Source organism: Pseudalkalibacillus sp. R45, assembly GCF_052246725.1.
GTDB lineage: Bacteria > Bacillota > Bacilli > Bacillales > Fictibacillaceae > Pseudalkalibacillus.
Genome location: NZ_JBQQCL010000014.1, coordinates 1 through 23,924, shown reverse-complemented (window position 1 = coordinate 23,924; position 23,924 = coordinate 1). Strand labels below are relative to the sequence as shown.

Sequence of the window (23,924 nt, the reverse complement as noted above, 5' to 3'; positions counted from 1 at the left end):
GGTGGCCCTGCTTGGGTCACCCCACATACTTATGCTTCGGTTTTTTGCAAACACCACACAAAGGAAAATTATATGCCTTTTCGGGCAACTAAGGCTCAATCTACGCTAAGGCTTGATTTCGCCAAGTTTTCTTTACGCCTCATGGCATAAGTGCAACTAGGGCTCAATCTACACTAACGTTTGATTTCGCCAAGTTTTCTTTACACTTGATAAGTTAACTTTTCAGCGAGATGTATATCGACGTAGTCGAAAAGTTGAAGTTTCAAGTATAAGGGCAACTAGGGCTCAATCTACGCCAAGGCTTGATTTCGCCAAGTTTTCTTTAAACTCTTTGGCTTTTTGTTCATAGGTGTCAATTGTCAATTGGATCAGCTCAAGGTCTTTATCAGTAAGTTCTCGAATGACTTTTCCTGGCGATCCCATCACCATTGTGCGAGGTGGAATCTTTTTACCAGGTGGAACCAATGTGTTTGCCCCGATAAATGCGGATTCACCGATTTCGGCACTATCCAGGATTGTCGCGCCCATCCCGACCAGTGCGCCTTTACGAATGGTACACCCATGGAGGATGACATTATGCCCGATTGATACTTCATCTTCAAGGATGAGCGGAAACTCTTCGTACAAGTGTAAAGTACAGTTGTCCTGAACGTTACAGCGGTCACCGATTCGGATCGGTGCTTCATCACCACGGACCACCGTATTGAACCAGACACTTGAATTTTTACCAATCGTAACGTCACCAATGATATGTACACCTGGTGCGATAAAAACGGATTCGTCCACTTGAGGACTTTGCCCGTTGTATGGATATAACATGTAAAAACCTCCTTGAAAGCGTTTCCTAGATTATATCATAGATGGAAAAGTAGAAGCCCTTGGTAAATTAGGAGGAAGTTGCAAGATTCACCCGCAAAGTTGCACGATCTGAAACTAATTGTGCACGACACAGCCAATCAACCAGCAATCCAACAATTACTTCCAACAGAAAGGATCATCACTATGAACCCGTTATACCAATTGCTTAAAATCAAATACCCTATTATCCAAGGGGGGATGGGGAACGTTTCAAATGCCCCTTTGACGGCTGCAATTTCTGAAGCTGGGGGTTTGGGAACAATCGGGATCGGAACCTTTCAACCTGATGAAATCGAAGACCTTATCAAGCGTACAAAAAAACTTACGGACAAACCGTTCGCGGTGAATATTCCATTGAGTGTTTCTCCAGCTGTGAAAGAAGCGGCGATGCTCATGTTTCAATATGAAGTGCCTGTTGTCGTGTTATCTGCAGGGAACCCTGCACCGTTCATCCCTAAGTTTAAAGAACGTGGGGTGACAGTGATTTGTGTAGTCGCTTCAGTCAAACATGCACGAAAGGCTGAAGAGGCAGGCTCGGACATCATCGTTGCGGAAGGTTATGAAGCAGCCGGAATCAATGCAACCGAGGAATCGACAACAATGACCCTCATCCCACAAGTGGCGGATGCGGTTGATATACCTGTCGTTGCGGCGGGTGGTATTGGAGATGGACGTGGACTAGCGGCTGCCCTGGCACTTGGTGCATCCGGAGTTCAGATGGGTACGCGTTTTATTGCAACACAAGAGGGTGTTTTCCATGAGAACTATAAGCAAAAACTGATTGAAGCCGGTGATACAGAGACGACGATTGTCGGCAGAACCTACGGGAAAATCCGCCGCCTGTTGAAGACTCCTTATGCAAAACAGCTATTAGAAGAGGAAGCGAAGGGAGCGGATCTTCAATCGTTCGTAGCGAAGACGACTGAAGATTTCCACCGTAAAGGAGCGGTTGAAGGGAATTTGGATGAAGGATTCATCAATTCCGGGCAAATCGCTGGATTGATCCGTGACATACCGACAGTTTCAGAGTTACTGGAGCGTATGATGTCAGAGTTGAAAGAAACATTGGATGCGTTAGATCAAAGGTATTAAGAAGTTCGTTGTTGTAATACTTCAAAGCTTTGACGCTGTAAAATATTTATAGTTGTCCTACTTACAAATATTTGTTACGAATAGATATTGAGATAGTGGCTTTATTGTGGGTAAATGTTGATTCGTTCAGAGAATTTCTCAGAAAATCAACTATATAGAATTAAAAACTAATAGAAAGTTCTGGAGGTAATTATGGCGCAGCAAGAGCAATGGGCATCAAAACTTACATTCATTTTAGCAGCAGCTGGTTCGGCTATCGGACTCGGCGCAATCTGGAAGTTTCCATACGTCGCTGGTAACAGCGGTGGGGGAGCATTCTTCCTTGTATTCCTGCTATTCACTTTACTAGTAGGTCTACCGTTATTATTAGCTGAGTTCGTTATTGGGCGCAGTACACAAAAAGAAGCCATTTCGGCGTACCGAACCATCGCACCAGGGTGGGAATTCATCGGCCGTATTGGTGTATTCAGTGCATTCATTCTATTATCCTTCTATAGTGTAATTGGTGGTTGGATTCTATTATATTTCGGTGCAAGCATAACCGGGTACATTTCTGGCGTTAGTGACTATGAACAGTTATTCGGAACAATCATCTCTAATCCATGGACAGCAGTAGGTTCGCAGTTTGCATTCATTCTATTGACGATCCTGGTAGTTGCTCGTGGAATTAAAGATGGAATTGAGAAGGCAAGTAAATGGATGATGCCGGCGTTATTCGTCTTGTTCCTCATTCTGATCGGCCGCTCGTTGACACTGGATGGAGCAATGGAAGGGGTACGTTTCTTCCTGCAGCCTGACTTCAGCAGATTGACATCTGAAGGTGTTCTTTTCGCACTGGGTCAGTCATTTTTCTCCTTGAGTCTCGGTGTATCTGTCATGGTTACGTACAGTTCTTATTTATCAAAAACGGAAAGCCTGGGCAGGTCTGCAGGTTCAATCGTAGCGATGAACATCTTCATCACGATCCTTTCAGGGCTGGCGATCTTTCCGGCAGTCTTCTCACTAGGCTTTGAACCAACGGAAGGGCCAGGATTGTTGTTCATCGTTTTACCGTCTGTCTTTGCCCAAATGCCAGCAGGAACGTTTTTCTTCATTGCATTCCTGGCACTATTCCTATTTGCCACGTTGACTTCAGCGTTCTCGATGCTTGAGATCATCGTTGCATCAGTAGCGAAAGAATCCCGTCAGCGTCGTTCGAAAGCAGCTTGGTTGATTGGGATCGCTATTTTTGTAGTCGGTGTACCATCAGCACTTTCATATGGTATTCTGGGGAATATCACATTGTTTGATAAAATCATTTTTGACTTGATGGACTACCTCGTAAGTAACATCATGCTTCCGTTAGGGGCATTGTTGATTTCGATCTTTGTGCCTTGGAAAATGAAGCGTGAAGTACTTGTGGCGGAATTGACAGATGGCAGTCATACTGGAAAAAGGCTATTGGCACTATGGCTGCTTGTGTTGAAGTATTTTGTACCACTCGTCATTATCATCGTATTCATTGATGCACTTGGATTGATTTAAAAAGTAATTTGAGAAGAGCAGCCTAACCCGCTGCTCTTTTCGTATGATCGGAAGAACTTGAGCTTTTGACGTTGTAGAGATAATTTTGGAGTTGTGGAGATAATTTAGAATTATTAGCATTTCGTTGTAAAGTTGTAGAGATAAATGCCTTTTGAATTGGTTATTCGCTGTAAAGCCTTTGAAATTTCAACAAATCTTACACCAAAGGTTTAAAACTCGAAATAAAGGCGAACGATATAGTACAATGATGTACGGACAACCAAGAGTGAAACGATAGAAAGGGGAATAAATCCTATGCTAAATGAAAAAGTAGCTGTCATCACAGGTGCATCCCGGGGTGCAGGTAAAGCAATTGCCACCCGAGTAGCAGCCGAGGGAACGAAATTAGCAATCATCGGGTCTTCTGAACAAATCCATGAAACCGCAAAGGAATTAGAAGAAAACGGCAGCGAGGTACTTAGCCTTCAGGCCGATGTTACGGATGAGCAACACGTTAAAAAAGCGTTCAAACAAATTTTCGATCATTACGGACAAGTTGATATTTTAATCAATAACGCTGGAATCGGATTTTTCAAAACCGCAGAAGAGACAACTCTTGAGGAATGGGAGAACGTCTTCGCTGTCAACACGCGCGGAGTGTTTTTAACCACGAAGGAAGTCATCCCATTCATGAAGGAAAAACGATCCGGTACGATCATCACCATTTCATCCGATGTAGCTAGAAGGACGATCGCAAATGGATCAGCGTATACCGCAACAAAGTACGCAGTCCAAGGATTTATCGGTTCAGTAGCCCAGGAAGTACAAGAGTACGGCATCCGTGTCGGTACTGTGAATCCTGGAGCAATCGACACGTTCTTTGCGGATTCCAAACAGGGTGAAGAGCATAAAGAAGATTGGTTGAAGGTTGATGACATCGCAGAAGCAGTATGTTACATGGCTTCAGCTCCGAAACACATGGTCATCGATGAAATCGTCCTACACCCATTGTCACAGGAATACCCGAGATATTAATTGCAAATCAAATAAACAAGTTGAAGATGACTCGAAAGTATCGATATTCACAAAATAACGGTTCCGTTAGTGAATGCGGCATACGATTCGGGTCGTCTTTTTTATTGGAGAAAAAGGAATGGTTTCAAAGAGGATGACCGTCACTTTAAAGCGTTAAAACCTTGATGTTACGCAAAAATGACCCGTTTCAAAACACGCTGGAACCTGACATTGCATTGCATTTTATTAAACAAAATGATATTATATCGTTAAATAAACGTCATATTTATAATGGATAATACCGGCCATTTTTAAGAAGAATGAACTGGACTGAAGAATAGAAAACAGTATCTCTCTGCACGAAGATAAGAAGCAAAGGAGGCAGATATAATGAAGCCAGGTATGCAAGTTGGTCAACAGGCTACCATTACTGCTACAGTGACACCTGATATGTATGCGCAGTTCGAAGGGAATTTGGTACACCCTGCTTATTCGACTGTTTCGATGGTCTATCACATGGAATGGGCAGCACGACAAATCATTCTTCCATATCTTGAAGAACACGAGGAAGGAATTGGCGGGGGAGTATCAGCGAAACATTTGAATCCTACGCCTGCTGGAAGTGAAATCACCGTAACGGCTACACTTAGAGAAATAAAAGGAAGAGCGGTCATCTGTGATCTTGAAATCCGGAACACTAAAGAAAAAATTGGAGAAGGCGAAGTCACACAATATATACTACCTAAAGAAATGATCAAGGAAAAAATCGAGTCGATGAAGGCTTAATTTTTTGCAATTGTATGAAAGCGTTTACGATGACAGTTCAATAGTCATCAAGATTAATAGAATTGGGGGATTACATCATGTTTGAACGCATCAATGGGCACGAACAAGTTTTGTTTTGCAATGATCCTGATACAGGGCTGAAAGCAATTATCGCGATACATAATACGACACTTGGACCGGCACTGGGCGGCTGTCGTATGAGACCATATAATTCTACGGATGAGGCGATCGAGGACGTACTCCGTCTATCAAAAGGCATGACTTATAAATGCGCTGCGGCAGATGTCGACTTTGGAGGCGGAAAGGCAGTCATCATCGGAGATCCGTTGAAGGATCGTTCGCCGGAATTGTTCCGTGCGTTCGGTCAATTCGTAGAGTCATTAAGCGGTCGTTTCTATACAGGCACCGATATGGGCACGACTCCTGACGATTTCGTCCATGCATTGAAAGAAACGAATTGCATCGTCGGTGTGCCTGAAGAATATGGCGGAAGCGGAGATTCATCGATTCCGACTGCAGAAGGGGTCCTTTATGGTCTGAAAGCGACGAATAACGTCCTTTACGGTTCAGATGATTTAAGTGGTAAAACGTATTCGATCCAGGGACTAGGAAAAGTTGGATACAAAGTGGCTGAAAAGCTACTTGAAGATGGCGCCGACCTTTATGTCACCGATATTAATGAATCTGCTATCAAACGGATCATCGATCAAGCTGAAGGTCTAAAAGGTAACGTAAGAGTCGTAGAAGGCAATGAAATCTACAGTGTTCCAGCAGATGTTTTCGTTCCTTGTGCGCTTGGCGGAATCATCAACGATGAAACAATTGAACAATTGAAGGTGAAGGCCGTCGTAGGATCGGCGAACAACCAGCTATTAAGAGATGAACACGGTAAGTTCTTGCAAGAAAAAGGAATCATATATGCACCAGACTATATCGTAAACGCTGGCGGACTCATCCAGGTATCTGATGAGTTGTACTCGCCGAATAAAGCGCGTGTTCTAGCAAAAACAAAAGCAATTTACGATACACTGATGGAAATCTACCAAAAATCAAATGAACAATCGATCTCCACTGCAGAGTCTGCAAATCAATTTTGTAATGATCGTTTGACAAAGAGAATGAAGCGCAACAGCTTCTTCAGTCATAAGAAACGACAAAAATGGAATGTACGTAACTAAGGAGGGGTCTTATGGAAGCGCAATTTCCGACGAAACAGATCTTGAATGAAGATGGCGTCGTCGTCAACTCAGAATTTGAAAACGAGATGACAGAATCATTGACGAAAGAACTTTATATAAAAATGCTCAGAGCTCGGATGTTTGACCGTAAAGGCGTGAACCTCCAGCGGCAAGGGCGGATCGGTACGTATGTCCCATTTGAAGGGCAAGAAGCAGCTCAAGTAGGAAGCTCGCTTGTGCTTGAAGAAGGCGACTGGATGTTCCCGACATACCGTGATCATGCGGCGACTTTGACCTATGGCCATTCTGCCCGAAACCTATTCCTATATTGGAAAGGGTATCCGATGGGATGCGTACCGCCGGAAGGAAAGAACATTTTCCCTCCAGCAGTGCCAATCGCTTCTCAACTTTTGCATGCAACAGGTACAGCATGGGCTGAAAAAATGAAGGGGACCGACCGTGGTTCCATCGTCTATTTCGGTGACGGTGCAACTTCAGAAGGAGACTTTCATGAAGGGCTTAATTTTGCAAGCGTATTCAATGCCCCTGTTGTCTTTTTCAATCAAAACAATGGGTTCGCCATTTCGGTGCCGATGGAGAAACAGATGAAAACGAAAACGATCGCTCAGAAAGCGGTCGCTTATGACATCCCGGGTGTCCGTATCGACGGAAACGATATTTTTGTCGTTTATTTCGAAACGAAAAAGGCGATGGAGCACGCACGCCAAGGAAACGGTCCAACGTTGATCGAGGCTGTGACCTATCGATACGGTGCTCATACGACGGCTGACGATCCTAGCAAGTATCGTGATCAAGAAGAAGCGAAATGCCGCCGTGAAACGACCGACCCGCTATTGCGACTTGAGCGTTATATGGCAAACAAAGGCTATTTTGAAGAGGCTTGGAAAACGCAGGTCGAAGAAGAGATCACAAGAGAAATTGAACAAGCTGTTGAAGATATGGAAGCATTCGGACCAGCAGAGCCGACCGATATGTTTACGCATGTTTTCCAAACACCGACATGGTCTGTCCAAGATCAGCTTGATGGATTCAAGTCCCGTATGAAGGAGGAAGTGTAAATGAGTACAGCGGTTAAAACTCAGAAACTGACGATGGTACAAGCGATCACCGATGCAATGGCGACGATGATGCGCGAGCATGACGATGTACTCGTTTTAGGTGAGGATGTCGGAAGGAACGGCGGAGTTTTCCGTGCGACTGACGGACTTCAGGCAGAATTCGGCGAAAAACGAGTCATTGATACGCCTTTAGCTGAATCTGGAATCATCGGGACGTCGATTGGAATTGCGATGAATGGCTTCAGACCGATTGCGGAAATGCAATTTTTCGGTTTCATCTATCCTGCCTTCAACCAGATCATGACACATGCTTCACGGATCCGTTCACGTACACTAGGCCATTTTACTGTTCCAATGGTTATCCGAGCGCCATTCGGAGCTGGTGTCCGCGCGCCGGAAATCCACTCTGACAGTGTCGAAGCGCTATTCACACATATGCCAGGTATCAAGGTGGTCGTTCCATCTAATGCGTATGATGCGAAAGGGCTATTGATTGCGAGCATCGAGGATCCTGATCCGGTATTGTTCTTGGAGCCGATGCGCTGCTACCGTTCACATAAGCTTGAAGTACCGGAAGAGAAATATACAGTTGAAATCGGAAAAGGCGCACGTCTTCAAGAGGGTGAAGACATAACCCTGATTACATGGGGAGCGATGGTGGACGTCGTAAAGAAAGCGGCGAAGGAAATTGAAGAGGCGGAAGGGATCAAATGTGACGTTCTTGATTTACGTACGCTTTATCCACTAGACCGTGATTTGATCGCTGAATCTGTCCAAAAAACCGGGCGTGCTGTTATTGTCCATGAAGCACCTGGTACAGGCGGAGTAAGCAACGATGTGGTTTCGTTGATCAATGACACCTCATTCCTGCACTTGCGCTCACCGATTAAACGTGTGACAGGTCATGATACACCGGTTCCGATGTTTGCGATTGAGGACCACTATCTGCCTGATGCTGAGCGTGTCAAGCAAGCTATTGTTGATACAGTACGTTTCTAAGATAGGAGGAAGAAGATGATTGAAGTAAAGCTCCATGACATCGGGGAAGGAATAACAGAAGGAGAAATCACACATTTTCATGTCTCTCCAGGAGACGTAGTCAAAATCGACCAACCATTGGTCGAGGTCCAGACAGATAAAGTAACGGCGGAACTTCCGTCGCCAGTCGCGGGTACGGTAAAAGAAATCAAAGCCTCTGAAGGTGAAGTCGTCACAGTCGGTACTACGATCATCCTGATTGAAAAAGAAGGTAGTGTCCCTACACAAGATGAAATGCCGGAAGAACCAGTGCAGGAGAAACAAGAAAAATCCATACCAGCTGCTCAAACTGAACGTTCAATGAGCGCAGTACAATCCATGATACGCTTAACAAGACGTGTACTTGCAGCTCCATATACGAGGAAAATCGCTCGCGAAAACAATGTAGACATCGAGCAGATCAATGGATCAGGTCCAGCTGGACGTGTGACCGAAGAGGATGTCTATCAATTCATAAATGGCGGTCAGGAACAACTGGAAACGAAACAAGAAGAAGCGACGGAAGCCCCTGCCGCAATCACAAGACCTGCGGCACAAGCAAAGGAAATTCCGTTCAAAGGACGCCGGAAACAGATTGCGCAGAAGATGACGCAATCACTTTACACGATTCCACACGTGTCGCACTTTGACGAAGTTGATCTTACGAATCTATTAGACTTGAAAAAATCCCTTAAAGCAGCTGACCCGGATGGATCGAAGGGCATGAACGTATCACTCGCAGCCTTCTTTGTAAAAGCATTGCAGCTAGCGCTACGTGATTATCCAATCTTCAATGCAAAACTCGATGAAGAGAATGAAGTCATTCGCCTTGAAGGTGAAGTGAACATGGGGATTGCGACAGATGCAGATGATGGTTTGATCGTACCTGTTGTGAAGAATGTAGAACAGAAGTCGATTTCCACGATCAACAGCGAAATGAAAGAACTGATCAATAAAGCGAAAACGAATAAATTGAAGCCATCTGAAATGAAGGACGGCACGTTCACAATCAGTAATGTCGGTCCACTAGGGAGCACTGGGGCGACACCGATCATCAACCATCCTGAGGTCGGTTTGATGGCTTTCCACAAAACAAAGAAAATGCCAGTTGTCATCAATGATGAAATCGTCATCCGTTCAATCATGAATGTATCGATGACATTCGATCATCGTGTAGCGGATGGCGCTACCGCAGTCGCATTTACGAATCGCTTCATGCACTATATCGAAAACCCTGCAGCAATGACATTGGAGCTGATATAACATGGTAGTAGGTGAAGTCATACAAGAGCGTGAACTGATCATCGTCGGCGGAGGACCTGGTGGATACAATGCTGCAATCCGAGCTGCTCAGCTCGGAATCGAGGTCACGTTGATTGAAAAAGGGGATCTCGGCGGCATCTGTTTAAGTAAGGGGTGTATCCCATCAAAACTTTATGCCCACACAGCAGAAAAGCTGGGAGATTGGAAACATATGCAGCAGATTGGGATTGAAGCTGCTGAACCTAAGTTCAACATGCCCCAGCACAACGCCTACATGAAACAAACTGTTTCCGCTTTACAGAAGGGTGTCGAAGCGCTATGTAAAGCAAATAAAATCGAGGTCATCAATGGAACGGCCTCATTTATGACTGGGAACCGTATCGGTGTTGAATCGGGCGATACGTTCGAGATGTTTAAATATGAAAAGGCGATTGTCGCGACTGGGGCATCCGCCTCTATACCGGAAGAGATCGACGCTCGGTTCAATCACGTATACAACGCTCAGGAGATATACGCAACCGAAGAAGTGCCAGAGCATCTCGTAATCTATGGATCCGACTATATTGCGTTAGAAGCTGCTACGAGTTTCAATGCAATGGGCTCGAAGGTTACGATTGTCTTAGATGGGGGTAATGAGTTCGGATTTGATACGGAGATCAACAAAGAATTGACACGTGTCTTGAAAAAATCAAAGATAAAAGTCATCAAAGATACCGTTATCGAAACAGTTGAAGAAAGTGACGACAACGTAACGCTCCACCTGGTGAAAAAGGATGAAAAACTGACGGTTGAAGGTTCTCATCTGCTCGTTTCAACAGGATTCCAGCCGAACACGACTGAACTTGGTCTTGAAGCGTTATCAATGGAAACAGACGAGAACGGCTTCCTAATCGTCAACGAATTCAGTGAAACGACAGAGAAGAATATCTATGCGGTGGGAGATGTAACAATCGGACCTTCACTTGCTGTCAAAGCGATCAAGCAAGGAAAAGTAGCGGCAGAGCACCTTGCAGGGAAAACACCGGAGCTTAATCTTCGCTATATCCCAACTGTTGTTTATACGTCTACACCGATTGCCCATGCTGGCCTTACGGAAGCACAAGCTATTGAAGAGGGCTATCAAGTAATTACCGGTCAATTCTCGATGGCTGGGAATGGCTTTGCAGGTATAGCTGGTAAAAAAGAAGGTCTTGTCAAAATCATTAAAGATGCTGACACGGACCTGTTGCTCGGTGTCCATATGATTGGACAGGGTGCTGTTGAGATGATTTCATCCGGAGTGACAGCACTCGAAATGGCTGCTCGCGATGAAGATCTATCGTATCCATTCTATCCTCACCCAAGCTTCAATGAAGGATGGCTGGAAGCATTAGAATCGATGACTGGTGAAGCCATCCACATTCCACCGAACAAACAACAGAAGAAAGAAGCAGAACCAGTAGGATAATAGAAAGAATAACAAAAGCTGACCGAAAACCAATTCGGTCAGCTTCTTATATTTGAATTAAACTGCTGGTTCAGGCGGACCGTTATCTTCTGGAATAATAGAAATTGCATGGATCTGTTCACAACATAGGACATAAATTGTGTTATCTGAGTCTTTGAATTTCACGATACATGTTTTCGGATCAAAACAGAGAAATTGCAAAGCATCATCCGTGTCTGGTGAATCCAAAGGGTCCTGGGCACCGTTGAAAACCCTGACGAACGTTCCTATATCCAATTTCTTCAGGACATGACATACACAACCTGAACAATCAGTCTTCATATCATCCTTCATATCATTTTTCAATAAGCTCATTATCATACCTCCTCCTATTCACTTGGTAACTCAATGACACGTATTTTTGAACAATCAATAAAAAAAGGTTCGTTGTTCGAGACTGCAGTAAAAGTGGCACATTTATTTTTGTCGATACATCCAAGGCGCAGATCTTCAAGACCATTTGAGTCTTGGATAGGTTCCCTTCCATCTACTACAATCCTTACTAAAGTTCCAGCCTTCAACGTTTTCAAAAACCTGCACGCCCAGTCTTTACATTTGGAACCATGCTTGCTCTTATCATGACAATCCATATATGATCCTCCTCTATCATAAAACTACTATATGGTATGTCATGATTGTCCTCTATGTGTAGGCAAAATCATTAAACAGATGAAAGTCTATAAAATTTGTATATAAAAAATAACCTGAGCAGACGGTCACCCAGATTGGAAAAGCTATGAAATTCAACGATAATGGATGATCAAGTACAATTCACTTGGTTTTAAGAAAGTATTTTCATATGTATGCTCGTAATCCGCAGAAAAGCGGAAAGCTTCCCCTTCTTTTAGTGAATGAGCCGCATCCCCGATCAAGACGTTCAACTCGCCCTTGTGAACGAAAAGATACTCTTCAACACCGGTACCATGCGCTGGACTTGTATAGGAACAACCGGGCTCTAATGTGACGGCATATGCTTCGAAATTACGGTTAGGCTCGGTTGGGAAGAGTGTGTGTACCAAGTAACGGCCATCATCTTCCAACAAAGGCTCGACGTTCTCTATTCTTACTTTAAAAAATGCAGGTGCTTCTTCTTCTACAAAAGATGAAAAAGAGACGCCGAGTCCTGAAGCAATTTTCCATAATGTACTTACCGTAGGGCTGGACGTACCACGCTCAATCTGACCGAGCATCGCCTTGCTGACGTTTGTCAGCTTAGACAAATCATCCAGGCTCAATTTCCGTTCAGCACGGATCATCTTTATTTTTTTCCCGATCATATGGTTGATTTCATGTGACATTAAATTTCTCCTTGACGAAAGATATGTTATAAAATACAATACATACAATATAGCATACAAGTGGTAAGTTTATCAAAGTCAGGGGAAGGTGAAGACCTTATGAATGTAGCCATTACAGAAAGACTGTCGTCATCGCTTTTCAGACGAGGTCTTCATAAGGGAAGCAGTATTGCGATCGGGTATATGCCAGTTGCATTTACTTTCGGTCTTCTTGCGAAAAGCTCCGGGTTGAATCTATTCGAAACGATCAGTATGAGCATCTTCGTATTTGCAGGTGCCGCACAGTATATTTCCCTTACAATGTTTGCGGCAGGTATCAGCGGTTTCGAGATCATTCTTACAACGTTCATCGTAAACATCCGTCATTTATTAATGAGTGCTTCTATTGGAGAGAAGTCAGCAGATGATCCAAAATGGAAAAAAGCGCTATACAGCTTTTTCATAACAGATGAGACTTTTTCAGTCGCAGCTGTTCAAAAAGGAAAAATTCAAGCAGCTTATATGCTTGGGATTGGACTCATCGCCTGGAGCAGCTGGGTCGTGTTTTCAGGAATCGGTTTTATGATCGGTTCAGGATTGCCTTCGATTTTGCAGGAAAGCATGGGGATTGCATTGTACGCCTTATTCATCGGTCTTCTGGTCCCTAGTGCACGGAAGTCATTGAAAGTGATACTCTTAGCATCGGCTGCAGCTGTTGTTAATAGTATTTTAACCTTCAGTACATCGATGTCAACAGGCTGGACGATCATTCTCTCTACAATGTTTGCAGCGATTGTAATCGAAGTCTTGTGGAAAGGGGAAAAAGCAGATGCTTGACACGTATATCTGGATCATATTAGGGATGGCAGCTGTTACTTATATACCGAGGATGCTTCCTCTAGTAGCCTTCGATACAGAATCAATCCCACCACTCATCAGAGGAGTGCTTAAGAATGTCCCTTACGCCATCCTTGGTGCGTTGATTTTTCCAGGTATCATCACCTTCAACGGGGAAGTCTGGATGGGTGTCGTAGGTGCTCTTACAGCATTTGTTGCGGCTTATTTCGGAGCGAGCCTGATTGTGATCGTCATCAGTTCGATAGGAGTATTAAGCCTTTGTAGCATGCTTTTCACTTAACAAACACTTAACTTTTCAAAATAAGGAAACAGTGGTATATTGGTTTTACTCCAAAAAACGAGGTGAGCAAGAATGTTTTTCTTTCGATATCTTGTTATAGGATTATTTTCAATTACAGCAATATCACTCTTTGCTTTTCAATCCGTTGAAATTTTCCAAGCATTCATTGAAACCTTTTTTACAGATGTAAAACATAAATAAAGCGTTTTCAAAAATAGAGCTGAATTCAGAGCTCTTTTTCTTTTAGGCTCTTTTCTAAAAGATGGTTGCTTTTGAGTCATTTTTAAAAAAACACCTTGTGCAAGTTGATTGGAGAGCAAGGTGCGAGACTCCTGCGGGATCAGCGGGACAGGTGAGACCATTCAATGTCGCAAGGCGACGAGTGGGCTCACCGCACGCCCCGCGGAAAGCGAGCATCCTGGAGCGGAAATCAACGACTTTCAAGAGCAACAAAGTTTGCGAAAACAGCCTTCTTTTACCATAAAAAGTGTTTTCTTATCGTCAAAATGGGAAAACTAGGTTAGAAACTACAATAAAGGACATGATAATGTGAAACTTATAGCAATCGACATGGATGGTACACTTGTCAATAACAATACAACGATCAACGAAGAAAACGTAAGAGCAATAAAAAAAGCACAAGAAGCAGGGATCCACGTGGTCGTTGCGACAGGCCGTTCTTATAAAGAAGCAGTGAATCCGGTTAAAGAAGCAGGCTTGACTCTTCCTATCATCGCCATCAATGGCGCACAGATGAGGGATGAAGAGGGTAAAATCAAACAAAGCATTACATTGTCGAAGGACACGTATTATAAGGCTGATGAAGTTTTAGGCGGCCATTCAATTTATTATGAACTATACACAAACAAGGGAACATATAGTGATAATCCAGAAATGGCAATTGACATCATCGTAGATATCATTAAAAGTGCCAATCCTGAAGTAAGTGATGAGAAAGCTCACCAATTGGCAGACTATCGCATTAATAATGGACGTATTCATACAATTGAAGATTACAAGGAAGTCGTGGCCGAACCGGATGTCGAAATCTACAAGCTGCTCGCTTTCTCTAGAAATGAACGTGATCGTAAAAACGCACTGAATGATTTCCTTACATTCAAAGACTTGGCAGTAAGTAAGTCTGCCGAGGCGAATATCGAAATCACACACCGTGATGCGCAAAAAGGTATTGCAGTGAAGCAATATGCCGACGAGCTTGGAATTCCAATGAGTGAAGTCATGGCAATAGGCGATAACTACAACGACGTATCAATGTTTGAATTAGCAGGATACAGCGTAGCAATGGGCAATGCGGAAGAGGATATCAAGAAGTTATGTACCTTCGTGACTAAAACGAATGATGAGAGCGGAGTTGCCTTCGCGATCCAGACATTCATGCGAAAGAACCGAGTCAGCTGATAAAGGATTGTTGTTTGCGGAAAGGTGTTCTGACGTTAACAATCCGGCCGATTCGTAGTGGAATCCGGCGGGTTTAGAGCATAATCCGGCGACTTTTGGAGGGGATCCGGCGGCTTTAGAGCATAATCCGGCGACTTTTCAATGGAATCCGGCCAAAGGTGTAAAATTACACCTTAATCCCACGATCTAATAGTAAAAACCCATCGCCCCCAAGCGATGGGTTTCTTTTTTATTGGCTCAGACGATTCGTTTACGGATATACGTACTGATATAGTCGATGATGCTGACAAAGATGATGATGACAAGCAAAATCATCCCGACCTCATCCCAGTTCCGGTTACGGGAGGAGATGACCAGCAGTGTTCCAATACCACCTGCACCGATGATTCCAAGAACCGTGGATGCGCGGACATCGATTTCAAATCGATAGATGGCATAAGATAAGAACTCAGGAATGACCTGAGGTATGATTCCGTAGAAAAAGATCTGAATCTTGTTTGCGCCGTTGGCTTCCATCGCTTCGACTACATTCATATCAATGGATTCAACGACTTCGGAGTATAGCTTTCCAAGCATACCGACTGAGTGGATAGCGATTGCTAGCACACCAGCAAATGCACCAGGTCCTATGGCAACAACGAAGATCAAGGCGAGCAGGATCTCTGGAAAAGTTCGGTCAGCATTCAGGATCCATTTTCCTAATGTATTCAAAAATGGATTCCGGTTGATGTTCGATGCTGCGAAAAAGCCGAACGGTACAGCAAGGATTGCTGCCATGAAGGAGCCTGTAAAAGCGATGAACAGGGTTTCCATCATATATTCAAATACTCTTGATGCAAACGTAAAATCAGGGCTGAACAATTTTGGAATGACACGATCGAAGTTTGCAATCGTTCTTTCGCTGAAAATCCGACCCCAAGGGATATCGATCGTAGCAAATGCCCAAATATAGAGGGCGAGCATACCGATACCGATCGCAATGTTTCGAAATGTTTTGATACCACTCTTTTGTGGTTTAGGAGGTACAGTGATGTTCATTACACGAGACGCCCCCTTAATTTATTACTGATGTAATCGATGATCACAACGACTACGAACGTAATGACGATGATTGTACTTACATTCTGATAACTTAAGAAGTTCAGCTGCTGTTGAAGGATCAAACCGATTCCGCCGGCACCTACGAAACCTAGGACCACCGAAGCACGTACATTGATTTCAAATACATACAGCGTGAACGAAACGAATTGAGGCAATACCTGAGGGACAACTGCATACCAGATGACCTGGAGCGTATTTCCACCAGAGGCACGAATCGCTTCTAACGGATTCATATCAATCGCTTCAATTGTTTCACTGATCAACTTCGCAAGGATACCAAGTGAAAAGATGATCAGGGCAAGGATACCACCGAAAACCCCGATTCCGAATAAACCCACAAAAACGACAGCCAGGATGAGTTCAGGAATCGTACGCATGATATTCAAGAACATCTTGATGAAGTTATACAGATACTTGTTCTGTACGATATTGCTTGCTGCTAATAAGCTGAAAGGTATACAGAGTATTCCAGCGATCGTCGTTGCGATGAGTGCCATTTTGACCGTTTCCAGCAGCTTGTCGACCACAACCCCAGCATAACTCCAGTTAGGAGGGAACAGCTGGACAACCATATTCCACACATTCAGGAAAAACTCAGAATTAAAACGAAGCACGGAAGAATTGGTCATCACTGAACTGAGAATATATAGCGCAAGTACTACGAGTAAAATAATGTTCATGCGTATTTTCGCATTTTTCGAAACGAGACTAGTAGGTACTTGATCGGTATTTACGATACGATTAGGCCTTTGGTTTGTATTAAGGGGTTTGGACATTCTCTTCGGTGCCCCCTCGAATATCATCTTCCTTGATTGGTCTGCCGTAGATTTCTTCGAATGTCTTTTCATTCACTTCACTTGCAGGGCCATCAAATACAATTTCTCCGGCACGCATACCAATGATACGATCAGCATATTCCATCGCCATATCAATAAAGTGAAGGTTGACGATTGTCGTGATGTTATCCTCACGATTGATCTTCTTCAAGTATTTCATAACTTGATGGGATGTAGGAGGATCCAGACTTGCAACAGGCTCATCGGCCAGTACGACAGATGGCTGTTGTGTCAGTACGCGCGCGATGGAAACACGTTGTTGCTGTCCACCACTTAATTGGTCCGCTCTTGAGTAAAGCTTTTCTTCGATATTTACACGTTTCAGACTTTCATAGGCAAGAGCCATATCCTCTTTCGAATAGAGATTAAGGATACTCTTAAGAGTCCCCGTGTGACCTAGCCGACCAGAAATCACATTTTTCATGACTGTAGAACGTTTGACCAGGTTGTAATTCTGGAAGATCATCCCTACTTTTGTACGGAGCTTACGGAGATCTTTCCCTTTATACTTCAGGATATCTTCATCATCAACGATCAATTGGCCTTCTGTCGGCGTGACGAGTTGATTTATGCTTCGGATGAAGGTTGATTTTCCTGCACCAGACAGACCGACGATGACGACGAATTCTCCTTCATTGATTTTCACATTGATATTTTTTAAGCCTTGTGTACCGTTGGGGTAGACAAGGGACAAATCTTTCATTTCAATCATACTAACTCCCCTTATCGTGAACAGAGTCTGATTGTTTCGTAGTTAGAGAGGAAGAATCAGTGCTCTTTTTGTTTTTAATAAAACAGTCAGGACTTTATGTACTTTGGATTGCACCTTATTCGGAGGTCAAATCAATGCTACAATGCTATTTATTTAAAAGAAATGCTATTTATTTAAAAGAATGGTTTTTTAAAATAATACTGTTGAATTCTGACTAAGTTTGATTGCAGAGAAATTTACCACACTCCTGCGGATCGCCCGCGGAAAGGGAGTGAATTTCGCAAAAATCAACAAAGTCCTATAACAGAGTCAAAGGAATAAATGTGGTTTGTTCTTAGTTGTCCTTATACTTTCTTTAAGTGAAAAAAGGGAGAAGCCAAGCTTCCCCCGGAAGAATTGAACATATTATTAGTCAATAGAAATTGAATCTTTGAACTTTTCGTAAGTGCTGCGGACAACATCATATTCACTGTCTTCAGCTTGGATGATTGCATCCCAGCTGTATACTTCGTTCATGATTTCAATCATTTTTTTATCATCATTAAATGATAGGAATGTGTCTTCGATTTTCTTTTGCCACTCGTCAGAAAGTTCTTTAGTTACGGAAATCGTATCGTTGGGAATTTCATCCGTGTATCCAACGACTTTCAGCTTGTCCATGACATCTGGATAATCCTCTTCAACGGTAGTACGAGCGTCATCGAATGTAGTAGCTACATCAGCATCCCCTTCATACACTGAGATGATCGCGTTATCGTGGCCACCAGCTTCAACTGTGTTACTGAAGAAGCCTGATTGAACATCTTCCACGCCGAATTCGTCCATGATTTGAGCTGCTGGGAACAAGAATCCACTAGTCGATGTCAAGTCTGGAATCGCCCATGTTTTTCCTTCCATGTCTTCAAGAGATTCAATCTCAGAATCAGCGCGAACAACGTATTGTGCTTTGTATGTACCGCTTCCGAAACGCTCTGACTTGAGGATGACTTCAACCCCATGTTTATCATTTGCTAATACGTAACCGAAAGCAGGCAAGAAACCGATTTGAACTTGGTTGCTTCCCATCGCTTCTACAAGTGCTGAGTAACTTGTCATGACTTTACCTTCAACTTCAACACCAAGCTCTTCACCCAGTTTATCAGCAAGAGGCTCGACAGTGTCTGCAATTTCATCAGAATCTTGTGATGGAACGAATCCCATGACCAATTTTTCGATTTCGCCATCTTTACCGGTAGAACCAGAATCACTGCTTGTGCCGCATGCTGTCAGCCCGATTGCTAAGAGAGCAGCAAACAATAGTGCAAAAACCTTTTTCATTCCTATTTCCCCCTAAATATGTTTAAATTGACAACACCTCAATTATCCTATAATCCTGCAATTTTTTCCATATAAATTTACAAATTTTGCACTACTTTTACATAATGGTTTTGCGATAGATTTGGAGAACCATTATAATAACAAGGAGTTGAGAGATCGATTAAATTTTTTGGTGAGGGATGTTAAATGAAACAGTTTTATCCGGATTGCAAGCTGATAATTTTCGACCTGGATGGCACCTTATATGAAGATACGGATCACTTCGATTATTACGCTTCACTTTTGAAAGAGAAAGTCGCAAACGGTGATCAAGAAAAATTCATGAAAGACTATGAGAATATGAAGACCGGAAATCACGCTGTAGGAATCGGAAAAGCCTATGATGTGGAGCATGACGCGATCCTTACACTTGATCCATTAACGTTAAAAGTGACCCATGTCCAAAATTGGGATGGATCGGAATGGAATAGCGAAGACGTTACTCGTACATATGACCGGAAATTGGCTTTTGATTTTGAAAAGATGATCGCAATAGGGGATGGATGGTGGCTCCCATATTCTGCAGCAAGACACTATGGCGTAACGATTGAGGAAACATACCATTGTTATACAAAGACGAAGGATTTCATGGTGACAGATGACTTCCAGCTGACGAAGACTCCTGGTTTGAAAGAAGGCTTGCAAAAGTTGAAGGAAGAGGCTGAAATCGTCCTCGTGACGAACAGTGAGAAAGATGATGTTGAACGGTTGCTTAACGAGCTTGAACTGGATGACCTTTTTCCTGAAATCGTTCCTTTGGCCCAGAAGCCAGTGCAGACGAAAAAAATCTTCCAGGATTTGATGAAAAAATACGGGGTCAAAGCAGAGCAGACGGTTTCAATCGGAGACAATCTGATTAATGAAATCGCACCTGCATTACTGTTAGGTCTGAAAACAATCTATATCCAGCCGACTGGAATCGAGTTGGAACACGACAATCTGAAAGTCGTCACAAGCTTGTCGGATGTATTCGAGGCCGTTGACGAAATGGAATAATAGCATGTGCTCATTCGAATTGTAATGCTTTCGGATGAGCATTTATTTAAATTCAGGTGATAATGATTCTCAAATTCATTGACAAAGATTCTCATTTAAAATAAACTTGAAAGTAGGTTATATCGTACGGACTGATTAATTACGCGAAGGGGAGAAGTTCATGTACTCTCTTGAAACCAAACAGGTTACATTATCCTATCAAGAAACACCAATCATAGAGAATCTGGATTTTAAAGTACCCAAAGGAAAAATCACAGTATTGATCGGCAGCAATGGGTCTGGTAAATCGACACTGCTTAAAGCTTTGGCAAGACTGTTGAAACCAAAATCCGGAAATATCATCATCAATGGGAGAGACATCCATAAATCTTCCACAAAAAAAGTGGCAAGAGAGCTTGCAATTCTTCCTCAGTCACCTGTAACACCCGAAGGACTGACGGTCATCCAGCTTGTGAAGCAAGGAAGATATCCATATCAAAACTGGCTTCAACAATGGACAAAGAAGGATGAAGAAGCTGTCAACTCAGCTCTAGAGGCGACCCATCTCCTGAATCTTCAGGATCGTCCTGTCGACTCTTTATCAGGAGGGCAGCGACAACGTGCTTGGATTGCGATGTCCCTGGCACAAAATACGGAGACGATTTTGTTGGATGAACCCACGACCTATCTGGATCTTGCCCATCAAATTGAGGTGCTGGATCTGCTATATGATTTGAACCAAACGGAACAACGTACGATCGTAATGGTCCTTCATGACTTGAATCTCGCCTGTCGGTATGCAGATCACATCGTGGCTGTTCACAATAAAGGTATTTATGCTGAAGGACCCCCTGAACAGATCGTTACGACGAAGATGGTCCATGATGTGTTCGGCTTGCAGGCGCAAATATCATGTGACCCGATGTTCGGTTCACCTCTATGTATTCCTTGCGGGAAGGGTAGGAAGGTAGCTAATGATATTCGATACGCTAACGCCTAAGCAACTGCTTTTCCTTGAAGAGAATTATCGTTTATCCAGTGAATATTCCTCTGAAGAACAATCGATTTCATCAGAGGATTTATTAACCTTATCAAAAACCGAGAAGTTTATGGACGAGGTTAGGGAGTTATTAGGAGCCCCGAATAGCCTTGTGGCGGCCTCCCAATTTTCTAAAAAATATGCCTTTCTTCTGACTGCGCCGTTTTTCTCAAGTCTGACAGTGTTGAACCAATTACTTGATGTCCGACCTGATAATTGCAGGGTTCAGCCTGATTCGGAACACGGGATGATGCGGCCAGTACTTTATTTACATGATACGAATACCAGAGATATCAGTAGTCATCGGGAGCAAGAGCTTTACATAGGTCTTGAATCGATCTTTCGGGATCACCTTACGCCAGTGTGGGGACGTTTGACAGAATTCACTTCCATTCCTTCTCCAATCCTCTGGGAAAACACTGCAGTTTATCTTTTTTGGTTGTATGAAACAAGCTTTTCGAACCATCTGGACCTTGTTTCTGCAGAACGGATTGCAGAAGATCTAGAGATGATTCTTGAAGCACCAGCCGAATGTTTTGGTTTAAACGAAAACCCTTTAAAGAAATTCAGACATGCTAAACAGACGTTGCTGAAGAGCGAGCCTCCTGTGCGGGTCCGTAAAACATGCTGCTTGTACTATGAGGTGAATCCAGAGCGTGCCTTCTGTAAAAACTGTCCAAGGTGCTTATCTGGATATGCGAAAGATCCGAAATCAACTGAATGAATGACCAAGTACCGAAGGCCAGTTCACGACATCGTTCATACAGATGTGCGGACAGGTCTTTTTTAGTACCCTTACACCATAGCAGAGCGTCAAGGCTCGATAACCATAAATTAACATAAAAACCCTCTCATCAATAGTTCTAAACGAGGACAACTTCTATTACACTAATAATGGACAGACATAGGGAGGGGTGGAGGAATGAAGAAAAAGACACTCTGGATTGGCGCAGGTTTCATCGTGTATGCCACGTTCATATCGTGGTATTTATTCATAGGTGCGGATACATCAATTCCAGTTCAATATCAGGGAACAGCAGCAGATCCATCTGTGTTCATGAATGAACGGCAATTGGAATTAAGCCATGATTTTTCACGAATCAAGCAATGGCTGTATTTTTTATCGGTACCGTTTGAATGGATGATCTATCTTGCCGTCCTTGGAATCGGATTATCCAAATGGTTCCGTAATCGTGCTATTGAAGTTACAAGATTCCCAATTATCCATAATGCTATTTACGTCGTGCTTCTGTCGCTGATCGCTTTTATCTTAAGCTTTCCGATCGACTACTACAGTTACACGGTATCACTCGATTATGACATTTCGGTTCAGTCATTTTCAGGTTGGATGAAGGATAACATCATTTCCTTTTGGATCAATGCATTGTTCTTGTTCGTGATTGTGCAGGCACTGTATTGGCTGATGAAAAAGTCTGAAAAACGCTGGTGGTTCTATGGATGGCTATTATCGATTCCATTCACGTTGTTCATCTACTTCATCCAGCCGATCTGGATCGACCCATTGTATAATGATTTCTATCGTTTAGAAGACAAGATGCTTGAAGATAAGATCCTTGCGCTGGCTGGTCGAGCTGATATTACAGCGGATCGTGTCTATGAAGTGAACATGTCGGAAAAGACGAATGCATTGAACGCGTATGTCAACGGTATCGGCTCTAATTTGCGCATCGTCCTTTGGGACACGACCCTTAAGAACTTGAGCGATAAAGAAGTGCTTTTTGTTATGGCTCATGAGATTGGACACTTCGTAAAGCATCATCTCTTCTGGAACCTGATCGGCTCGATAGCTGCCACTTTCTTCGGATTGTGGATCGGTTCGAAGTTGTATGCAGGAATGATCAAACGATGGGGAGAGCGATGGGGGGTTAAAAAACCTACAGATGTTGCTGCGCTGCCAGCCTTGTTACTGGTGTTCTCGGTGTTATCGTTCGCAGCAAGCCCTGTGGAAAACGCAATCTCACGGCAAGCGGAACGGTCTGCAGATGAATATGCAATAGAGATGACGCAAGATCCAGAGGCTGCCGTTGGTTCCTTCCAACAGCTTGCGGTTTCTGGGCTGAGCGAAGTCCATCCGCCTTTACTCGTCAAATTCTTCTTATATGGGCACCCTACAATGCTCGAGCGGATCACCTTCCTAGATAATTGGGAACGGACGGATCCGATCAATAATGAATCAGAAAAAGAGAAAAAGTAGCCCAGAATATGAGGGACTGAAAGCCAAAACCCTCTTATGTTTCCACCGGAAAAAAGAGGGGTATACACTCTATAACAACTTATATTGACGATTAGAATCGAGTCAAAATGTTGAGAGGAGTGATCCCCATGGATCGTCATGATGACTTGGATGTACGTGAAAGGAAAGTAGAAAAGAGAAAGGATTCCAGTATGGTAGCTTCAACATTCATCAAGTATGCAGCTTACCTGATCATCTTTTTCGGAATCCTATATTTCCTCATTAATTATATTTTGCCGATGTTTTAAAATGAAACAAAGAAAAAGGCACTCCTTCAGTGGGTGCCTTTTTGATTTAGGCTCATCTCTAATAGATTGGTGCTTTTGAGTCATTTTAAAAAACTCACTTTGTGCAAGTTGATTGGAGAGCAAGGTGCGAGACTCCTCGAAAATGAAAATCGCATTTTGTTCGTGAGATGTAACGCTGCCGAAGCTTTCCTTGTCCTGCGGGATCAGCGTGCCTACTACCTGAATAATCTCCTCGCAAGGCATGCGACGAGGAAGCTCGCTTCGACAGGACTTTCTTGTAGACGCAGGAGCAC

27 protein-coding genes are annotated in these 23,924 nt (G+C 43.3%); 17 read left to right on the top strand and 10 right to left on the bottom strand.

Annotated elements, in window-relative coordinates:
- Positions 1-285: 285 nt before the first annotated feature.
- Positions 286-819: a gamma carbonic anhydrase family protein gene (locus ACTWQL_RS18965; protein ID WP_443143976.1), complete on the bottom strand. Its 534-nt coding sequence runs from the start codon at positions 817-819 to the stop codon at positions 286-288.
- Between the two features lie 78 nt (positions 820-897).
- Here ACTWQL_RS18965 and ACTWQL_RS18960 point away from each other — a divergent pair, with 78 nt between their 5' ends.
- From ACTWQL_RS18960 to lpdA, 9 genes are all read left to right on the top strand, one after another.
- Positions 898-1,950 (top strand): NAD(P)H-dependent flavin oxidoreductase, encoded by a 1,053-nt coding sequence (locus tag ACTWQL_RS18960; protein ID WP_443143975.1) that lies wholly within the window; start codon positions 898-900, stop codon positions 1,948-1,950.
- 192 nt (positions 1,951-2,142) lie between these two features.
- Complete coding sequence (locus tag ACTWQL_RS18955) at positions 2,143-3,474, top strand: sodium-dependent transporter (RefSeq protein WP_443143974.1); 1,332 nt, start codon at positions 2,143-2,145, stop codon at positions 3,472-3,474.
- A 294-nt stretch (positions 3,475-3,768) separates the two neighbouring features.
- Entirely contained in the window at positions 3,769-4,488 is a 720-nt protein-coding gene (locus tag ACTWQL_RS18950; RefSeq protein ID WP_443143973.1) for an SDR family oxidoreductase, read from the top strand.
- 369 nt (positions 4,489-4,857) lie between these two features.
- Entirely contained in the window at positions 4,858-5,253 is a 396-nt protein-coding gene (locus ACTWQL_RS18945; RefSeq protein ID WP_443143972.1) for a thioesterase family protein, read from the top strand.
- A 77-nt stretch (positions 5,254-5,330) separates the two neighbouring features.
- Positions 5,331-6,431, top strand: a complete 1,101-nt coding sequence (locus tag ACTWQL_RS18940; protein WP_443143971.1) for a Glu/Leu/Phe/Val dehydrogenase dimerization domain-containing protein — start codon at positions 5,331-5,333, stop codon at positions 6,429-6,431.
- A gap of 11 nt (positions 6,432-6,442) precedes the next feature.
- Positions 6,443-7,510, top strand: a complete 1,068-nt coding sequence (gene pdhA, locus ACTWQL_RS18935; RefSeq protein WP_443143970.1) for a pyruvate dehydrogenase (acetyl-transferring) E1 component subunit alpha — start codon at positions 6,443-6,445, stop codon at positions 7,508-7,510.
- Entirely contained in the window at positions 7,511-8,509 is a 999-nt protein-coding gene (locus tag ACTWQL_RS18930; RefSeq protein WP_443143969.1) for an alpha-ketoacid dehydrogenase subunit beta, read from the top strand.
- Between the two features lie 15 nt (positions 8,510-8,524).
- A complete protein-coding gene (locus tag ACTWQL_RS18925) occupies positions 8,525-9,790 on the top strand; it encodes a dihydrolipoamide acetyltransferase family protein (RefSeq protein ID WP_443143968.1) in 1,266 nt (421 codons plus the stop codon).
- Position 9,791: 1 nt separating this feature from the next.
- Positions 9,792-11,237 carry a dihydrolipoyl dehydrogenase gene (lpdA, locus tag ACTWQL_RS18920; RefSeq protein ID WP_443143967.1) on the top strand — a complete coding sequence of 482 codons (1,446 nt, stop codon included), beginning with the start codon at positions 9,792-9,794 and terminating at the stop codon, positions 11,235-11,237.
- 57 nt (positions 11,238-11,294) lie between these two features.
- On the opposite strand, the gene ACTWQL_RS18915 is transcribed toward lpdA, so the two are convergent.
- The 3 genes from ACTWQL_RS18915 to ACTWQL_RS18905 form a co-directional block, all read right to left on the bottom strand.
- Entirely contained in the window at positions 11,295-11,591 is a 297-nt protein-coding gene (locus tag ACTWQL_RS18915; RefSeq protein WP_443143966.1) for a hypothetical protein, read from the bottom strand.
- 14 nt (positions 11,592-11,605) lie between these two features.
- Positions 11,606-11,866 (bottom strand): hypothetical protein, encoded by a 261-nt coding sequence (locus ACTWQL_RS18910; RefSeq protein WP_443143965.1) that lies wholly within the window; start codon positions 11,864-11,866, stop codon positions 11,606-11,608.
- 153 nt (positions 11,867-12,019) lie between these two features.
- Positions 12,020-12,574, bottom strand: a complete 555-nt coding sequence (locus tag ACTWQL_RS18905) for a helix-turn-helix domain-containing protein (RefSeq protein ID WP_443143964.1) — start codon at positions 12,572-12,574, stop codon at positions 12,020-12,022.
- Positions 12,575-12,673: 99 nt separating this feature from the next.
- Here ACTWQL_RS18905 and ACTWQL_RS18900 point away from each other — a divergent pair, with 99 nt between their 5' ends.
- Together ACTWQL_RS18900 and ACTWQL_RS18895 are read left to right on the top strand one after the other, a co-directional pair.
- Complete coding sequence (locus ACTWQL_RS18900; RefSeq protein WP_443143963.1) at positions 12,674-13,390, top strand: AzlC family ABC transporter permease; 717 nt, start codon at positions 12,674-12,676, stop codon at positions 13,388-13,390.
- Complete coding sequence (locus ACTWQL_RS18895) at positions 13,383-13,691, top strand: AzlD domain-containing protein (protein ID WP_443143962.1); 309 nt, start codon at positions 13,383-13,385, stop codon at positions 13,689-13,691. Before ACTWQL_RS18900 ends, ACTWQL_RS18895 begins: the two co-directional genes overlap by 8 nt.
- Before the next feature lie 137 nt (positions 13,692-13,828).
- Here the strand turns inward: ACTWQL_RS18895 and ACTWQL_RS18890 are convergent, their stop codons facing one another.
- On the bottom strand, positions 13,829-14,053 hold the full coding sequence (locus ACTWQL_RS18890) for a hypothetical protein (protein ID WP_443143961.1): 225 nt from the start codon (positions 14,051-14,053) through the stop codon (positions 13,829-13,831).
- Positions 14,054-14,240: 187 nt separating this feature from the next.
- On the opposite strand from ACTWQL_RS18890, the gene ACTWQL_RS18885 reads away from it, so the two are divergent.
- Positions 14,241-15,110, top strand: a complete 870-nt coding sequence (locus tag ACTWQL_RS18885; protein ID WP_443143960.1) for a Cof-type HAD-IIB family hydrolase — start codon at positions 14,241-14,243, stop codon at positions 15,108-15,110.
- Positions 15,111-15,347: 237 nt separating this feature from the next.
- Here the strand turns inward: ACTWQL_RS18885 and phnE (ACTWQL_RS18880) are convergent, their stop codons facing one another.
- The 4 genes from phnE (ACTWQL_RS18880) to ACTWQL_RS18865 form a co-directional block, all read right to left on the bottom strand.
- Positions 15,348-16,148, bottom strand: a complete 801-nt coding sequence (gene phnE / locus ACTWQL_RS18880; protein ID WP_443143959.1) for a phosphonate ABC transporter, permease protein PhnE — start codon at positions 16,146-16,148, stop codon at positions 15,348-15,350.
- Positions 16,148-16,987: a phosphonate ABC transporter, permease protein PhnE gene (gene phnE, locus ACTWQL_RS18875; protein ID WP_443143958.1), complete on the bottom strand. Its 840-nt coding sequence runs from the start codon at positions 16,985-16,987 to the stop codon at positions 16,148-16,150. Before phnE (ACTWQL_RS18875) ends, phnE (ACTWQL_RS18880) begins: the two co-directional genes overlap by 1 nt.
- Positions 16,971-17,759: a phosphonate ABC transporter ATP-binding protein gene (phnC, locus tag ACTWQL_RS18870; protein ID WP_443143957.1), complete on the bottom strand. Its 789-nt coding sequence runs from the start codon at positions 17,757-17,759 to the stop codon at positions 16,971-16,973. The genes phnE (ACTWQL_RS18875) and phnC overlap by 17 nt, the downstream gene beginning before the upstream one ends.
- A gap of 408 nt (positions 17,760-18,167) precedes the next feature.
- Positions 18,168-19,076, bottom strand: a complete 909-nt coding sequence (locus ACTWQL_RS18865; RefSeq protein ID WP_443143956.1) for a phosphate/phosphite/phosphonate ABC transporter substrate-binding protein — start codon at positions 19,074-19,076, stop codon at positions 18,168-18,170.
- Between the two features lie 186 nt (positions 19,077-19,262).
- On the opposite strand from ACTWQL_RS18865, the gene ACTWQL_RS18860 reads away from it, so the two are divergent.
- The 5 genes from ACTWQL_RS18860 (at position 19,263) to ACTWQL_RS18840 (ending at position 23,631) form a co-directional block, all read left to right on the top strand.
- Positions 19,263-20,111: an HAD family hydrolase gene (locus ACTWQL_RS18860; RefSeq protein ID WP_443143955.1), complete on the top strand. Its 849-nt coding sequence runs from the start codon at positions 19,263-19,265 to the stop codon at positions 20,109-20,111.
- Positions 20,112-20,271: 160 nt separating this feature from the next.
- Positions 20,272-21,090 (top strand): ABC transporter ATP-binding protein, encoded by an 819-nt coding sequence (locus ACTWQL_RS18855; protein WP_443143954.1) that lies wholly within the window; start codon positions 20,272-20,274, stop codon positions 21,088-21,090.
- The gene (gene fhuF / locus ACTWQL_RS18850) at positions 21,065-21,853 is read left to right on the top strand and encodes a siderophore-iron reductase FhuF (RefSeq protein ID WP_443143953.1); all 789 of its coding nucleotides are present in this window, start codon (positions 21,065-21,067) and stop codon (positions 21,851-21,853) included. Before ACTWQL_RS18855 ends, fhuF begins: the two co-directional genes overlap by 26 nt.
- Positions 21,854-22,051: 198 nt before the next feature.
- The gene (locus ACTWQL_RS18845) at positions 22,052-23,344 is read left to right on the top strand and encodes a M48 family metallopeptidase (RefSeq protein WP_443143952.1); all 1,293 of its coding nucleotides are present in this window, start codon (positions 22,052-22,054) and stop codon (positions 23,342-23,344) included.
- Between the two features lie 128 nt (positions 23,345-23,472).
- Positions 23,473-23,631 (top strand): hypothetical protein, encoded by a 159-nt coding sequence (locus ACTWQL_RS18840; protein WP_443143951.1) that lies wholly within the window; start codon positions 23,473-23,475, stop codon positions 23,629-23,631.
- Here the strand turns inward: ACTWQL_RS18840 and ACTWQL_RS18835 are convergent.
- The gene (locus tag ACTWQL_RS18835) at positions 23,593-23,874 is read right to left on the bottom strand and encodes a hypothetical protein (protein ID WP_443143950.1); all 282 of its coding nucleotides are present in this window, start codon (positions 23,872-23,874) and stop codon (positions 23,593-23,595) included. The genes ACTWQL_RS18840 and ACTWQL_RS18835 overlap by 39 nt on opposite strands.
- Between the last annotated feature and the right edge of the window lie 50 nt (positions 23,875-23,924).

Bases quoted from the DNA above. Each gene is read 5' to 3' on its own strand.
- ACTWQL_RS18940 (WP_443143971.1), top strand. From the start codon at position 5,331: ATGTTTGAACGCATCAATGGGCACGAACAAGTTTTGTTTTGCAATGAT.
- ACTWQL_RS18950 (WP_443143973.1), top strand. From the start codon at position 3,769: ATGCTAAATGAAAAAGTAGCTGTCATCACAGGTGCATCCCGGGGTGCA.
- ACTWQL_RS18845 (WP_443143952.1), top strand. From the start codon at position 22,052: ATGAAGAAAAAGACACTCTGGATTGGCGCAGGTTTCATCGTGTATGCC.
- phnC (WP_443143957.1), bottom strand. From the start codon at position 17,759: ATGATTGAAATGAAAGATTTGTCCCTTGTCTACCCCAACGGTACACAA.
- ACTWQL_RS18840 (WP_443143951.1), top strand. From the start codon at position 23,473: ATGGATCGTCATGATGACTTGGATGTACGTGAAAGGAAAGTAGAAAAG.
- ACTWQL_RS18895 (WP_443143962.1), top strand. From the start codon at position 13,383: ATGCTTGACACGTATATCTGGATCATATTAGGGATGGCAGCTGTTACT.
- ACTWQL_RS18915 (WP_443143966.1), bottom strand. From the start codon at position 11,591: ATGAGCTTATTGAAAAATGATATGAAGGATGATATGAAGACTGATTGT.
- ACTWQL_RS18890 (WP_443143961.1), bottom strand. From the start codon at position 14,053: ATGGTCTCACCTGTCCCGCTGATCCCGCAGGAGTCTCGCACCTTGCTC.
- ACTWQL_RS18855 (WP_443143954.1), top strand. From the start codon at position 20,272: ATGTACTCTCTTGAAACCAAACAGGTTACATTATCCTATCAAGAAACA.
- ACTWQL_RS18925 (WP_443143968.1), top strand. From the start codon at position 8,525: ATGATTGAAGTAAAGCTCCATGACATCGGGGAAGGAATAACAGAAGGA.
- ACTWQL_RS18835 (WP_443143950.1), bottom strand. From the start codon at position 23,874: ATGCCTTGCGAGGAGATTATTCAGGTAGTAGGCACGCTGATCCCGCAG.
- ACTWQL_RS18965 (WP_443143976.1), bottom strand. From the start codon at position 819: ATGTTATATCCATACAACGGGCAAAGTCCTCAAGTGGACGAATCCGTT.
- phnE (WP_443143959.1), bottom strand. From the start codon at position 16,148: ATGAACATCACTGTACCTCCTAAACCACAAAAGAGTGGTATCAAAACA.
- phnE (WP_443143958.1), bottom strand. From the start codon at position 16,987: ATGTCCAAACCCCTTAATACAAACCAAAGGCCTAATCGTATCGTAAAT.
- fhuF (WP_443143953.1), top strand. From the start codon at position 21,065: ATGATATTCGATACGCTAACGCCTAAGCAACTGCTTTTCCTTGAAGAG.
- ACTWQL_RS18865 (WP_443143956.1), bottom strand. From the start codon at position 19,076: ATGAAAAAGGTTTTTGCACTATTGTTTGCTGCTCTCTTAGCAATCGGG.
- ACTWQL_RS18910 (WP_443143965.1), bottom strand. From the start codon at position 11,866: ATGGATTGTCATGATAAGAGCAAGCATGGTTCCAAATGTAAAGACTGG.
- lpdA (WP_443143967.1), top strand. From the start codon at position 9,792: ATGGTAGTAGGTGAAGTCATACAAGAGCGTGAACTGATCATCGTCGGC.
- ACTWQL_RS18900 (WP_443143963.1), top strand. From the start codon at position 12,674: ATGAATGTAGCCATTACAGAAAGACTGTCGTCATCGCTTTTCAGACGA.
- ACTWQL_RS18905 (WP_443143964.1), bottom strand. From the start codon at position 12,574: ATGTCACATGAAATCAACCATATGATCGGGAAAAAAATAAAGATGATC.
- ACTWQL_RS18945 (WP_443143972.1), top strand. From the start codon at position 4,858: ATGAAGCCAGGTATGCAAGTTGGTCAACAGGCTACCATTACTGCTACA.
- pdhA (WP_443143970.1), top strand. From the start codon at position 6,443: ATGGAAGCGCAATTTCCGACGAAACAGATCTTGAATGAAGATGGCGTC.
- ACTWQL_RS18860 (WP_443143955.1), top strand. From the start codon at position 19,263: ATGAAACAGTTTTATCCGGATTGCAAGCTGATAATTTTCGACCTGGAT.
- ACTWQL_RS18930 (WP_443143969.1), top strand. From the start codon at position 7,511: ATGAGTACAGCGGTTAAAACTCAGAAACTGACGATGGTACAAGCGATC.
- ACTWQL_RS18955 (WP_443143974.1), top strand. From the start codon at position 2,143: ATGGCGCAGCAAGAGCAATGGGCATCAAAACTTACATTCATTTTAGCA.